General features: G+C 67.7%; 11 protein-coding genes. 7 read left to right on the forward strand and 4 right to left on the reverse strand.

What is annotated here, in order from left to right:
• Window positions 1-246: 246 nt before the first annotated feature.
• A complete protein-coding gene (locus QTQ03_RS02240) occupies window positions 247-438 on the forward strand; it encodes a hypothetical protein (RefSeq protein WP_289276481.1) in 192 nt (63 codons plus the stop codon).
• Window positions 439-657: 219 nt separating this feature from the next.
• On the opposite strand, the gene QTQ03_RS02245 is transcribed toward QTQ03_RS02240, so the two are convergent.
• A complete protein-coding gene (locus QTQ03_RS02245; RefSeq protein WP_289276482.1) occupies window positions 658-1110 on the reverse strand; it encodes a phage terminase small subunit P27 family in 453 nt (150 codons plus the stop codon).
• A 1142-nt stretch (window positions 1111-2252) separates the two neighbouring features.
• On the opposite strand from QTQ03_RS02245, the gene QTQ03_RS02250 reads away from it, so the two are divergent.
• From QTQ03_RS02250 to QTQ03_RS02260, 4 genes are all read left to right on the forward strand, one after another.
• Window positions 2253-2513 carry a hypothetical protein gene (locus QTQ03_RS02250; RefSeq protein ID WP_289276483.1) on the forward strand — a complete coding sequence of 87 codons (261 nt, stop codon included), beginning with the start codon at window positions 2253-2255 and terminating at the stop codon, window positions 2511-2513.
• 157 nt (window positions 2514-2670) lie between these two features.
• A complete protein-coding gene (locus QTQ03_RS02255; RefSeq protein WP_289276484.1) occupies window positions 2671-3333 on the forward strand; it encodes a hypothetical protein in 663 nt (220 codons plus the stop codon).
• 56 nt (window positions 3334-3389) lie between these two features.
• Window positions 3390-3650, forward strand: coding sequence for a hypothetical protein (locus QTQ03_RS30560; RefSeq protein WP_502889833.1), 261 nt, complete (start codon window positions 3390-3392; stop codon window positions 3648-3650).
• A 538-nt stretch (window positions 3651-4188) separates the two neighbouring features.
• On the forward strand, window positions 4189-4770 hold the full coding sequence (locus tag QTQ03_RS02260) for a GNAT family N-acetyltransferase (RefSeq protein ID WP_289276485.1): 582 nt from the start codon (window positions 4189-4191) through the stop codon (window positions 4768-4770).
• Here QTQ03_RS02260 and QTQ03_RS02265 read toward each other — a convergent pair.
• On the reverse strand, window positions 4767-6734 hold the full coding sequence (locus QTQ03_RS02265) for a M48 family metallopeptidase (protein WP_289276486.1): 1968 nt from the start codon (window positions 6732-6734) through the stop codon (window positions 4767-4769). The two genes, QTQ03_RS02260 and QTQ03_RS02265, sit on opposite strands and share 4 nt — an antisense overlap.
• A gap of 23 nt (window positions 6735-6757) precedes the next feature.
• Window positions 6758-7354: a LemA family protein gene (locus QTQ03_RS02270; protein WP_289276487.1), complete on the reverse strand. Its 597-nt coding sequence runs from the start codon at window positions 7352-7354 to the stop codon at window positions 6758-6760.
• Between the two features lie 193 nt (window positions 7355-7547).
• Here QTQ03_RS02270 and dnaE point away from each other — a divergent pair, with 193 nt between their 5' ends.
• Window positions 7548-11081 (forward strand): DNA polymerase III subunit alpha, encoded by a 3534-nt coding sequence (gene dnaE / locus QTQ03_RS02275; RefSeq protein ID WP_289276488.1) that lies wholly within the window; start codon window positions 7548-7550, stop codon window positions 11079-11081.
• A gap of 189 nt (window positions 11082-11270) precedes the next feature.
• On the forward strand, window positions 11271-12308 hold the full coding sequence (locus QTQ03_RS02280) for an aminotransferase class V-fold PLP-dependent enzyme (protein ID WP_289276489.1): 1038 nt from the start codon (window positions 11271-11273) through the stop codon (window positions 12306-12308).
• Window positions 12309-12348: 40 nt separating this feature from the next.
• Here QTQ03_RS02280 and QTQ03_RS02285 read toward each other — a convergent pair whose 3' ends face one another.
• Entirely contained in the window at window positions 12349-13209 is an 861-nt protein-coding gene (locus tag QTQ03_RS02285) for an SPFH domain-containing protein (RefSeq protein WP_289276490.1), read from the reverse strand.
• Between the last annotated feature and the right edge of the window lie 197 nt (window positions 13210-13406).

Below are 13406 nucleotides of genomic sequence, written 5' to 3' on the forward strand. Positions count from 1 at the left end.
TAGCGAAAGACTGAGGCTAAGGCCATCGAGAGGGAAACCCGGTGGGCTCGCCGGGACCGGCGCCTACCCCCGTGTTGGGTACACAACATCGAATAGCCGAACCTCCCGGGAGGGCACAGGGCGCCCTCCCGAGACTGGCCTGATCACGTGAAGCACGCTCCGTTGTCACACAACGTGTCCTCAGCGTCGAACCCGGGCAGCGCCTCACCTCCACCATCACAACCTGACAGGAAAGAGAGAAGACCAATGTTCGACACGAAAGACCTTGAGGAAATCCGGCTAGCACTGTTCGACAAGCGCACGTCGGTCCGTGAAAGCACCGCCACCCTTGAGCAAATCGCCGGGCAGCTCGAATCCGGCGAAAACGTCTACCCGTTCGCCCCCGGCGTCGCTGGGGCGGCTGCCGCCCGACAAATGGCCGCCGACCTTCGGCAGTGAACCTCGCACATTGACCGACTTATCGGACGGATCAACGGCGAAATTTACAGTTACGACGACTGACAGCGTTTAAACGATGGGCCCCTTCGGGGGCCCCTTTTGCTTGCCCGGATGAACTCTCATCCCGTCCGCTACCTCGCTAGCCGGATGGGCACTGCACGTCCGCACCGCTACACGGACGAGCCCGAGGACTAGCGTGGACGTCTGCCCCACGGGCCATCAGAGGGCACGTAGGTGCGCGTCTAGGTCGTCCCCGCCCTCAACGTCCGCCCCGATGCCGAGGTTTTGACGATCACGGGGCGTGAAGCCGAACCGGCCACCGAATTTAAGCATCGTGTCCGATGCGTCCCGCATCACCTGAGCAGCCGGATTTTTCACCAATCCACCATCACGGCCGACCACCAAGGGCCCATGTTCGTCCAGGGCTCGCCGGGCGGAATCAAACAGCGCCCACGCCGAGCAATACACGACGAGGGCGGCATAATCAACCGCCTCGATCCGTCCAACACGCTCAAGGTAAGCCGTAATCCGCGACCACTCCGCGAAAGCCTCACCCCTGAGATCAGCCGGGGGAGACGGGCACCCCGTCTTGCTGGCCGCCTTTGCGCCAACCGGACGGTTACCCGGATTACCCTGCAACATCTTAAGGTCCGGACTCTTGCTGTCAGCCATCCCCTCACCCCCTCCGACCATTCAGAACGATTGCATAAACATACCGCATAATCATGCGGTATTCGGAAACCCCCGTGGCGAATTCCCACGAATCCGGGAAAATGTGCAGGCACAAAAACGCGCCTAAAGGCGCGGGACCAGGAAAGGGGGTCGGGAAAGTTTCAAATCCCTCCTCCCCGGAGGGGGTGTATGGTTATGCATAACCTGAGCAGGCGGAGTGTATAGATCCTGTATGGTTATGCATTACGTTTGTGTCCGCGCCCTCGGGCGCGTTGGGCTCCGAGGCTTGTGCCTTGACGGTTGGAACAGGTGGCGCAGTGAGCGCGCCACAACGCCTGTTCCATGAGTAGCGCTTTCCCCTCCGGGGTGGATGTTGGGATGGTGTGGTCTACATGGGTTGACGGTGCTCCACATTCCCAACCTTTAGGGTTGGTGTCCAGGAAGGCACGCTTCATGCGTGCCGCCTTTGCCGTGTACCACTCCGGGGGATGGGTTCGGTTGTAGGGTTCTGTGCCTTTGCGGTTTGCGAAGGGTTTTGGTGTGTGCCGCTTGCAGCGGCTCCCTTGTCCTATTGGGATGAGGGTTTTACAGATGGTGCAGGTGTTGTAACTCAATCCTGCACCTTCCTTTAATTTAAGGGCAGCCAACAGGGCTGCCCTACAATGGTTGTACTGTCTATTAACTTTATGGGCCCCTTGAGGGGGCCCTTAATGGTTGGTGGTTTCTTGGGCAGCCCTTGGGGGGCTGCCTTAGTTGGGGTTTGTTGGTGTCGGTCGGGTCGGTCGCTTCGCTCCCTCCCCTCCCTCCACTACTAATAACCGTGTCTGACGGTTGATCCTGGGACAACCAACCTTTGTGACCCCTGTCACACCTCCGCAAAGGGTGGGGGTGTTGGGGATGGTAAGGTTTGAACCAGCAGCGAATACAGCAACGGGAGTCGCATCCCGGAGCTGGGCTGGCGAACCGTGCGGTGTAGGTGTGCACTCTGGCCCTAGTACCTGTGGAGGCGTCCACGGGGAACACGGCCGGGAGGAAGGGTTCGACTCCCTTCACGGTTGCTCTGACATTTCGCCCTCGTGCCGGAGGGCGTTCTTTAGACCATGAAGGTTAGGTCTGGAACATGAGGGAAGTGAGGATGAGCGTTGCAAACTCAGACCACCACCACCACCGGAAACCCTGCCCTGCTGTTGCGCCCCTTTCGAGCGCACCGGCTCTACCCGGCTGCGTTGTCCGCCGTGGAACGCACAAAGGCTGTTGAGGGTCGGACGGCTGCTTTGGCGCTCGCCTATCGGATCGCAACGGAATTTGAAGAGTTGACCCTTCGGGAGACAGCAGATCGAATCCGCCTCGCCATGGAAACCGCCCCTGAACCCTCCGAGAAGGCCAGCGCGGATTGTGAGTGAGGCTTTATCCGTCCTCCTGTTCGCCCTGTCGCAAATGACACCGGCTGAGATCGGTTTCTGGCTTCGGAGGTTGCTCTAATGCTCGCTGTCGGTATCGCTCTCTGGCTTGTCGGTTCGGCTGTCGCCGGAGTCATTCTCGGAAGGATGATCGCCTACCGTGACCGTGATCAGTCTAACCGTTGACTGTGAACTGTTCGCCCGAGGGTTGGCTAACGCTTTAGCGTTCATTCCGGCGAACAGCCGGTTTGTGAATGTGTGGATTCGGCTTAACCCCGAATCCTTGACCATGGAGATATGCGGAACCGACGGCTACGCCGCCGGGCTCTCGACAGTTCCCCTCGATAGACACTCCGACCCTCCGGAGAGGCGGGAATTCCTCATTCGCAAAGGGAAAGCGGACACGAAGGTTGCTGAGGGTGCCGCAGGGCTAGAACGAACCGTCAGGATGGCCGGCAAAGGCCCCTGTGACGTGTCGTTTATCGACACGATCGTGCAGGTTGAACCGATGGGCGGGGAAACCCTCCGGGTTGCCCTGGTGCACGCCCCGGAGATGTTCGACTACTACCAACAGCTTTCCGAGCACATCGGGACCGCCGAGAAGCGGAGCGAAACCATGCCGGGGGTTGTCTGCCTCGATCCGGCCCTGTGGAGCCGGTTTAGCAAAGTCAAAACAGACAAAACCGGGCGCATGGCCGATCTGCTGTTTGGGGACAGCCCGCTAGACCCGGTTTTGGTGAAGATCGGTCCCGCGTTCCGTGGCCTGATCATGCCGATCGACCGCGCGGTGAACGCTAAGAACGTGGGGGCGGAAGGACTGTGATGATCCACTCACAAGGGAAGGCACGAACTATGACCATTGAGAAAACTCCGTTTGCCATGTGGCTTGACGCCCTCCGCTCGGGCGAATTCGCACAGGGAGGCGGAGCGCTCCGTCGAGGCGACAAGTTTTGTTGCCTCGGGGTCGGCTGTGAACTGGCCGCCCGGCGGGGCGTAATTCCCCCCGGGAGACTCCCGATCCGTCAGGCAACTACAGGTACGACGGTGACGCGGCCTTGCCCTCGGACGCTGTGTGGCGGTGGCTTGGCCTACCGGGTTGCAACCCGGCCATTCGGGTTGACGGCTGCCGGGCTGAGGTGACCTACCTCAACGACGAGGAAGGGGTTTCGTTTGCTGGGCTGGCGGACGCCCTGGAGGCGGAGTATCCCCACCTGTTGACCCCGACCGAGTAAGACGCCCAAACAGAGCAGGCCCCCACCTTCCGAAGGTGGGGGCCGTTGCTGCGTTTACACGCTCTCAGTCGATCGGTACAACCTGATTCCCCCGAGGGGACGTCGGGCTGCTGGCCGGGTCGGCTGGGGGCTTAGACATGCCAGCATCAAACAGGGCTAGCAGTGGAGCGCCATCCTTGGAGCAGAGCCGCAGCACCCGGACGTCGGGGCCGATAGAGACGGTGACCGGCGGCAGGTCGGCCGGCTCCCCGCACACCTGGCAGCGACGTTGAGGCATGTGCGGAGCCTAACACTCGGGCCGGAGGGAGAGCGTGCACAGGCGGTTGTGAAACACGATCCTCGGACGTCAGCGACGAGGTCATGGCCGCCGTCGGCTGACCGATGAGAACGGTCGCGCCGGGCGACGGGTCGCCCGGCGCGACCGTCCTTCCGGCATGATCTGACGGGTGCTGCGTCCTGACTTCCCGATCAAGACCGAACGGTTGGACCTGCGCCCGTTCGCGCCGTCCGACCTGACCGCTCTCCACGCCTATCTGGCCGACCCGGAGGTGCACCGCTACGTCTACAGCGAGGCTCCGGCCGATGTCGACGGCACCCGGGAGATGCTGGCGAGGCGGGAGGAACGTGCTGCCCTCCGGAGAGCTGGTGACGCGCTCCAGTTGGCGATCGTGGTGCGGCGGACCGGCGAGCTCGTCGGTGAGGTGGTGCTGGGCTGGCCCAGCCCCGAGCACCGGCAGGGCGAGATCGGCTACCTGTTGCACCCGGACCACCGCGGTCACGGCTACGCCACCGAGGCGGCCGCCGCCATGCTGCACCTGGGCTTCGGCCACCTCGACCTGCACCGCATCTACGCCCGCCTCGATGCCCGGAACACCGCCTCGGCCCGCGTCCCGCAGCGGTTGGGGATGCGCCGTGAGGCGCATCTGCGGGAGAACGAGTTCGTCAAGGGGGAGTGGACCGACGAGCTGATCTACGGGGTCCTCGCGGCGGAGTGGCGTGCGGTGCAGGGCCAGGAGGTGACCCGCTAGCCGAGGTCGAATCCGGCCAGTGGCGGCAGTGGACAGTGCAGCAGGCCGCAGATCGTCCGCAGCAGCTCGATCTCGGGCACGGTCATCGTCCCGTCGTGGCTGATCACCGCGACGGTCGCCGCCACCAGTCGGGCCTTGTCCTCCGGGCGCAGCTCGTCCAGCACCGGCCAGGCGGTCTCCAGGGCCAGGACGCCGTTGCCCGGCGGCGCGTAGGGCAGCTCCGCTCCGGGCCGCAGGATCGCCACCCCGGCGCGGAAGGCCGGTTCGGCGGCGGTGCGTCCGCCGTGGCCAACCTGAGCCAGAGTGGCGAGCAGGGCGGCCGTCGCCGAGCGGGCGTCGGTGAGCCGGCGTCGGTCGGTACGCCAGCGGGACCTGGGGTGCAGCGACTCCTGGAGTTCGTCCAGCAGCAGCCGGGACAGGCAGTACTCGGACACGTCGATCGCGGCATCGGCGCGGATCAGGGTGAACACGGCGGCCAGCAGCGCCTCCAGCTCGGTGCCGGAACGGTCGCGCAAAGCGGGGAAGGAGAGCTCGGCTAGGGGAAGCCGGAGCAGCGGGTGCAGACCAGCCTGGGCGTTCGCCTCGCGTAGGGCGGCGTCGGCCAGGTCGCGGCCGTGCCGGTCGGCCAGCCCGGCGTGCTGGCGGGACCGCACCGACGGGTCCGCGCCGAGCAGGAGACCGAGCAGCAACGGTACGACGGCCTCCCGGTCGCGCGCCCGGGCCCGCAGGTCCGGCGGGATCCGGTCGAGGATCGCCGCCGCGTGGCGGTAGGCGGTACCGGTGGGCGCGGCCACCCGGCCCAACACCTCGGCCGGCGCGACCGGCACTCGGTGGCCCTTCGCCGGCGTCGCGCCCGCGGCGTCCGCCGTCGCGCCCGCGGCCTCCGCCGCCGGTCGCGGCGCCAGCCCGAGGGCGACGTCCTCCTGCCGTCCAGCGGGGGGCGACGAGGACCACCGCCGGGCGAGCTGCCGCAACTCGGCGGGGTCGAACGACGGGTCGAGCGCCTTGATACGGTCGGCCAGCGGCGGGTGGGTGGCGAACCACGACGCGCGCCCGGTGGCGTCGCCGAAGAGCATGTGGCCCACCTCGTCGCGTTTCGGTGCCTTTAACGTGGACCCGCCGGTCAGGCCGCCGATCTTCTTGAGCGCGCCGGCGATCCCGCGGGTCTGGCGGGTGTACTGCACCGCCGCGGCGTCGGCCAGGTACTCCCGTTGCCGGGACACCGACGCCTGGATGAGCCGCCCGGCGACCACTCCGACGTATCCGGCGGCCACCATCGCCAGCCCGATCAGCGGCAGCGGGTTGGCGCCGCCGCCCCCGCCCCCGCCGCTGCGGTCGCGGCCGCCGCCCAGGACGCCGGCCCGCAGCAGGCCGCGACCGATCACCGCCAGGAAGAGGATGCCGAACAGCAGGCCCATCAGCCGGATGTTGAGTCGCATGTCGCCGTTGACGACGTGGCTGAACTCGTGGGCGATCACGCCCTGGAGTTCGTCCCGGTTGAGCCGGCGCAGCGTGCCCTGGGTGACCGCCACGGCGGCGTCGGAGGGGGTCCAGCCGGCGGCGAAGGCGTTGATGGCCGTCTCGTCGGGCAGGACGTAGATCTCGGGCACCGGCACCCCGGAGGCCAGCGCCATCTCCTCGACGACGTTGCGCAGCCGGCGCAGCTCCGGGTCGGTGGTGTCCGCCGGCACGGCCACCCCGCCCAGCTCGCGGGCCACCTTCCCGCCTCCGCCGCGCAACGCCACCGTGCGGACCAGCGCGGCGAGCCCGATCACCGCAACCGTGCCGACGGTGACCACGGCGACCAGGCCGAGCAGGTCCTGCGGCCGCCCGGCGGCGGCGTTGAACGCCAGCACCACGGCGACGTTCACCACCGCGACGATGCCCACCACGGCGAGCACGAACAGCAGCACCAGGCGCACCGACAGCCGTCGGACCCGGCGCTGGCGTTCGAAGAAGTTCATCGGTACGGCCCGTCGCGCCCAGATCAGAAGGAGACCTGCGGTGCCCGGCGCTGCTCCGGGCCCTCGGGCTCGAACAGCTCGGCCGGCCCGAACGAGAACATGCCCGCGACCAGGCTGGACGGGAAGACCTCGCGCTTGTTGTTGTAGGTCATCACCGCGTCGTTGTACGCCTGGCGGGCGAAGGCCACCCGGTTCTCCGTGGAGGTCAGCTCCTCCGACAACTGCATCATGTTCTGGTTGGCCTTCAGGTCCGGGTACGCCTCGGCGAGGGCGAACAGCCGACCCAACGTGGCCGTGAGGGCGTTCTCCGCGCCGCTGAGCTGCCGCATCGCGCCCGGCTCGCCCGGTGCCGCGGCGGCGGCGGCCTGTGCGCTGACCGCTGACGTCCGGGCCGCGATGACCGCCTCCAGCGTCTCCCGCTCGTGCTTGAGGTAGCCCTTCGCCACCTCGACGAGGTTGGGGATCAGGTCGTGGCGGCGGACGAGCTGGACGTCGATCTGGGCGAAGGCGTTGCGGTAGGCGTTGCGCGCCCGGACCAGCCCGTTGTAGATCGACACGCCGAAACCGAGCACCGCCACGACGATCAGCGCCAGGCACGCCACTCCGATGAATACGTCCACGGCCGCCTCCTCGGTTCGCGTCGGCCTGCCTGCTGATGATCGTACGTTCGCCGATCACCGACCGCCCGGTTCCCGGGCGCACCGCGCCGACGCGCTCTCCCCGCGCGGCTCGCTGGAGGAGCGTCACGGGGCGGGGATAGGGTGAGCCGACCGACCTCTTCACCACCCATGGACCGACCGGGGGGCGCCAGGCATGGGCGAATCGTTCGCGCATCTGCACGTGCACACGGAGTACTCGATGCTCGACGGCGCGGCCCGGCTCAAGGACCTCTTCGCCGAGGCCAGTCGCCTGGGGATGCCGGCGGTCGCGATGACCGACCACGGCAACATGCACGGCGCGAACGACTTCTACAAGCAGGCCACGGCCGCCGGGGTGAAGCCGATTCTGGGCATCGAGGCGTACGTCGCGCCGGAGTCGCGGTTCCACAAGCAGCGGGTGCGGTGGGGTCGGCCGGAGCAGAAGAGCGACGACGTCTCCGGTAGCGGTGGCTACACCCACATGACCATCTGGGCACGGAACAAGGCCGGTCTGAACAACCTGTTCACACTCACCACCCGGTCGTACACCGAGGGCTTCTTCGTCAAGTGGCCCCGGATGGACGCGGAGCTGCTCACCGAGCACGCCGACGGGCTGATGGCGACCACCGGCTGCCCCTCGGGCGAGGTGCAGACCCGGCTGCGGCTGGGTCAGTACGACGAGGCGCTCAAGGCCGCGGCGAGGTACCAGGAGATCTTCGGCAAGGAGAACTACTTCCTGGAGATCATGGACCACGGCATCAGCATCGAACGCCGGGTCCGCCAGGAGCTGATGGAGATCTCCCGCAAGCTCGACATCCCGCCGGTGGTCACCAACGACTCGCACTACACGCACGAGTCGCAGGCAGAGGCGCACGACGTGCTGCTCTGCGTGCAGACCGCGGCGAACGTCGCCGACCCCAACCGGTTCCGGTTCGACGGCAGCGGCTACTACATAAAGTCGGCCGACGAGATGCGCGCCGTCGACAGCTCCGATTTCTGGCAGGCGGGCTGCCGCAACACACTGCTGGTCGCCGAGAAGGTCGACCCCGCCGGGATGTTCGAGTTCCGCAACCTGATGCCGCGTTTCCCGCTGCCGGAGGGAGAGACCGAGGAGTCCTGGTTCCGCAAGGAGACCTTCGCCGGACTGGCCCGCCGCTTCCCGGACGGCGTCCCGGACGGGCACGTCAGGCAGGTCGAGTACGAGCTGGGCGTCATCATCCAGATGGGCTTCCCGTCGTACTTCCTCGTGGTCGCCGACTTCATCACGTGGGCCAAGAGTCAGGGCATCGCCGTCGGACCGGGCCGTGGGTCGGCCGCCGGCTCGCTGGTCGCGTACGCCCTGGGCATCACCGACCTGGACCCGATCCCGCACGGGCTGATCTTCGAGCGGTTCCTCAACCCCGAGCGGGTCTCGATGCCGGACGTCGACATCGACTTCGACGAGCGTCGGCGCGGTGAGGTGATCAAGTACGTCACCGAGAAGTGGGGCGAGGACAAGGTCGCCCAGATCGCGACTTTCGGCACGATCAAGGCGAAGGCCGCGATCAAGGACTCGGCGCGGGTGCTCGGCTACCCGTACGCGGTCGGCGACCGGATCACCAAGGCGATGCCGCCGGCGGTGATGGGCAAGGACATCCCGCTGACCGGCATCTTCGACCCGAAACACCCCCGGCACGCCGAGGCCGGCGAGATCCGGGGCCTCTACGACTCCGACCCGGACGTCAAGAAGGTGATCGACACCGCGCGCGGCATCGAGGGGCTGATCCGGCAGACCGGAGTACACGCCGCCGGCGTCATCATGTCCGCTGAGCCGATCATCGAGCACATCCCGCTGATGCGGCGGGACGCCGACGGGGCGATCATCACGCAGTTCGACTATCCGACCTGCGAGTCGCTCGGGCTGCTGAAGATGGACTTCCTCGGCCTGCGCAACCTCACCATCATCGACGACGCCCTGAAGAACATCGAGAGCAACCACGGGCGCACCGTCGACCTGCTCGAGCTGCCGCTGGACGACAAGCCGACGTACGAGCTGTTGGCCCGGGGTGACACCCTGGGTGTCTTCCAGCTCGACGGCGGGCCGATGCGCTCGCTGTTGCGGATGATGAAGCCGGACAACTTCGAGGACATCTCCGCGGTCCTGGCGCTGTACCGGCCCGGCCCGATGGGCGCCAACTCACACACCAACTACGCGTTGCGTAAGAACGGCCTCCAGGAGATCACCCCGATCCACCCGGAGCTGGCCGAGCCACTGGAGGAAATCCTCGGCCCCACCCACGGCCTGATCGTCTATCAGGAGCAGGTGCAGCGTGCCGCGCAGAAGCTGGCCGGCTACTCGCTCGGCCAGGCCGACCTGTTGCGCCGGGCGATGGGCAAGAAGAAGAAGGAGGTCCTCGACAAGGAGTTCGTGCCGTTCCGTGACGGCATGCGCGGCAACGGCTACTCCGACGAGGCCATCCAGACGTTGTGGGACATCCTGGTCCCGTTCGCCGACTACGCCTTCAACAAGGCGCACACCGCCGGGTACGGTCTGGTGTCGTACTGGACGGGCTACCTCAAGGCGAACTACCCGGCCGAGTACATGGCCGCACTGCTCACCTCGGTCGGTGACGACAAGGACAAGATGGCGCTGTACCTGTCGGAGTGCCGCCGGATGGGCATCCAGGTGCTACCGCCGGACGTGAACACCTCGGCCGGACCGTTCACCCCGGTCGGGAGGGACATTCGCTTCGGCCTGGCCGCGATCCGCAACGTCGGCGCAAACGTGGTCGCCGCGATCATGCGCTGCCGGGACGAGAAGGGCGAGTACGCCGACTTCTACGACTTCCTGTCCAAGGTGGAGGCGGTGGTCTGCAACAAGAAGACCATCGAATCGCTGATCAAGGCCGGAGCGTTCGACTCGCTGGAGCACCCACGCAAGGGCCTGCTCGCGGTGCACGCCGACGCCATCGACGCCTACGCGGACGTGAAACGCAAGGAGGCCGTCGGCCAGTACGACCTGTTCGGCGCCGGCTTCGGCGACGCCGACGGTGCGGGCAACACCACGGTCATGCCGACCATCGCCGAGGGGGAGTGGGACAAGCGGGACAAGCTCGCGTTCGAACGCGAGATGCTCGGCCTGTACGTCTCCGACCACCCGTTGTTCGGCCTGGAGCACGTGCTCGGCGCGACGGCGGACTGCACCATCGCCGCGCTCTCCGAGGAGGGCACCGTCCCCGACGGCGCGGTGGTCACCCTCGCCGGCATCCTCTCCGGTGTGCAGCGCCGGGTCACCAAGCAGGGCCGGGCGTGGGCATCGGCCACCCTGGAGGACCTGGCTGGCGGGGTGGAGACGCTGTTCTTTCCGAACACCTACGAGGTGATCGGGCAGTACATCGCCGAGGACGCCATCGTGGTGGTCAAGGGACGGGTCGACCGCCGCGACGACACACCCCGGATCATGGCGATGGACATGTCCATACCGGACATCAGCAGCAACCCGGCGAACAAGCCGGTCACCCTGACCATCCCGGTGTACCGCTGTACGCCGCCGCTGGTGGAGCGGCTCAAGGAGACCCTGGTCCTGCACCCCGGCGACACCGAGGTGCACGTCAAACTGCTCAACGGCGGCAAGGTCACCACACTGCGGCTGGGGCCGTTCCGGGTGGCGCCCACCACCGCCCTGATGGGTGACCTGAAGAGTGTCCTCGGTCCGGCCAACGTCAGCTGACGGGCCGGGCGGTGGTGGCCGTCCCGGTCCAAGGCCGCGTTCGGGTCGGGACGAGGCGGCCACCGGCGTTCGCGCGGGCGCCGCGTCCGTGGTCGGCTGTGCTCCCGCCGGTCCGTGGCGGCCCGTACCGGGCCAGCTGCCGCGAATTGGCGCTGCCCGCCGACGGCGGCCCTGACTACCGTCGGTCCGGTGGAGATCGAACAGGTGCAGAAGCTGTGGCAGCCCCAGCCGGGCTGGTTGAACACCGCCAGCTACGGGCTGCCGCCCGACCCGGCGTGGGCGGCGGTTCAGGAGGCGCTCGCCGGCTGGCGCGTGGGGCGCATGGCGTGGGAGAGCTGGGACGAGTCCACCGCGCGGTCCCGGGCCGCGTTCGCCCGCCTGGTCGGGGTCGCCGCCGGGGACGTGACCATCGGCAGCACCGCGTCGCAGCTGTTCGCCCCGGTGGCGGCCGCGCTTCCGCCCGGTGCCACCGTGGTCGTACCCGAGGTGGAGTTCACCTCCAACCTCTTTCCCTGGCTGGTGCAGGAGCAGCGCGGTGTGCGGGTGCGCAGCGTCCCGCTGGCTGGTCTGGTCGACGCGATCGACGCCGACACCGACCTGGTCGCGTTCAGCCTGGTGCAGTCGGCCGACGGGACGGTGCTCCGGTACGACGAGGTCGTCGCCGCGGCCCGCGCGCATGGCGCGCTCGTGGCCGTCGACGCCACCCAGGCGTGCGGTTGGCTCCCGTTCGACGCCGGCCGCGCGGACGCGGTCGTCGTCGCCGCGTACAAGTGGCTGATGGCGCCGCGGGGGGTCGCCCTGGCGTACTACGCGCCGGAGCTACGCGAGCGGATGCGCCCCGACGCCGCCTGCTGGTACGCCGGGGCCGACCCGCACGTCTCCTACTACGGCCCGCCGCTGCGGCTGGCGGACGACGCGCGGCGGTTCGACATCTCCCCGGCCTGGTTCAGTTTCGTCGGAGCGGCCCCGGCGCTGGAACTGCTGGTGGAGATCGGCGTTCCGGCGGTCCACACCCACGACCTGGCCCTGGCCAACCGATTCCTCGCCGGGCTGGGCCGGCCGGCCGGTGACAGTGCGATCGTCACCGTCGAGGTGCCGGACGCCGCGGAGAAGCTGGAACGTGCGGGGGTGCGGGCGGCGGTCCGTGCGGGTCGGGTGCGGGCCTCCTTCCACCTGTACTCCACCGAGGAGGACGTCGACCTGGCCCTCGCCGCGCTGACCGGCTGAGCCGTGCGGCCGGGGGCCGGGGCCGCCGCCCGCCCGCCGGTCACTTGGCGCCGGTGACGATTCCCGGGTTGATGCACAGCCCCGGGTTGCTGCCGTTCTTGTCGGCGATCTCCAGGCAGCGGGTCACCTTGTCGACCTTGGCGTTGGTCTCGGTGATCTGCTTCTGGATGTCGGCGTTCTTGCGGTCCTGCTCCAGGTTACGGGTCTGCGCCAGCTTGTCCTGGAAGGCCTTGATGTTGCCCTCGGTCTTGTCGTCGTGGTTGACCCGGGTGATCGTCACGGACAGGATGTCGACGTCGCTGGCGAGCCGCGTCTCGGCGCTGGTCTTGATGCTCTCGGCGAACGGCTTCAGGTCGACGTTGAGGTTGCCGGTGGCGCCGTCGATGTTCTCCAGCGGGTTGTAGGTGGCGAAGGCGTCGTTGACGGCGCTGTCGAGCTGGACGCCGACCCGCTGGCCCCGGAAGCTGTCGAAGTCGCCCTTGTAGTCCATGAACTGCTTGGGCGCGTTCTCCGGCTTGACCTGCCACTCGACGAGCACCTCGACGCAGGCGTCGGCGAGGGTGCCGGTGCGGACCCGGACGCAGTCGCCGCCGCCGATGTGGTCGTACTTCTGCCGGCCGGCGTCCCACTCGCCGACCTTCTGCCACGGCGCCACCCACTTCAGGCCGGAGCCGGTGACCTCGCCGGTCGGTTTGCCGAAGCTGGTGACGATGCCGACCGACCGGATGGGCACCGAGTGGGCGCTGGTAGCGGCGGTGGTCAGCACGGCCAGCACGAAGCAGGCGAGCGCCGCCAGGGTGGCCATGCGGCGGGCCGCCTGGTTCGGCGCGACCCGCGCCGTGATGGCGGCGACCACCAGGGCGATCACTGTGACGATGGCGAATGTGAAGCCGACGGGCATGGTAGGGGTACCTCTCGTGCGTCTGGTGTTGATCATCACCGTAGGGGGGCGGGGCAACCGTGGGCCGTGGGGTGGTCACCTGGTGGCCGGGCGCGTGCGCAGCGTTGGACGAGACCACCCTGCCCGAACAGGTCGTCGACAACGTCCTCGCCGGGATTCGCGCCCCCGGCTGACCCCGCCCGCCGCCAGTTGGGAGC

Source organism: Micromonospora sp. WMMA1363 (assembly GCF_030345795.1).
Classification (GTDB): Bacteria; Actinomycetota; Actinomycetes; order Mycobacteriales; family Micromonosporaceae; genus Micromonospora.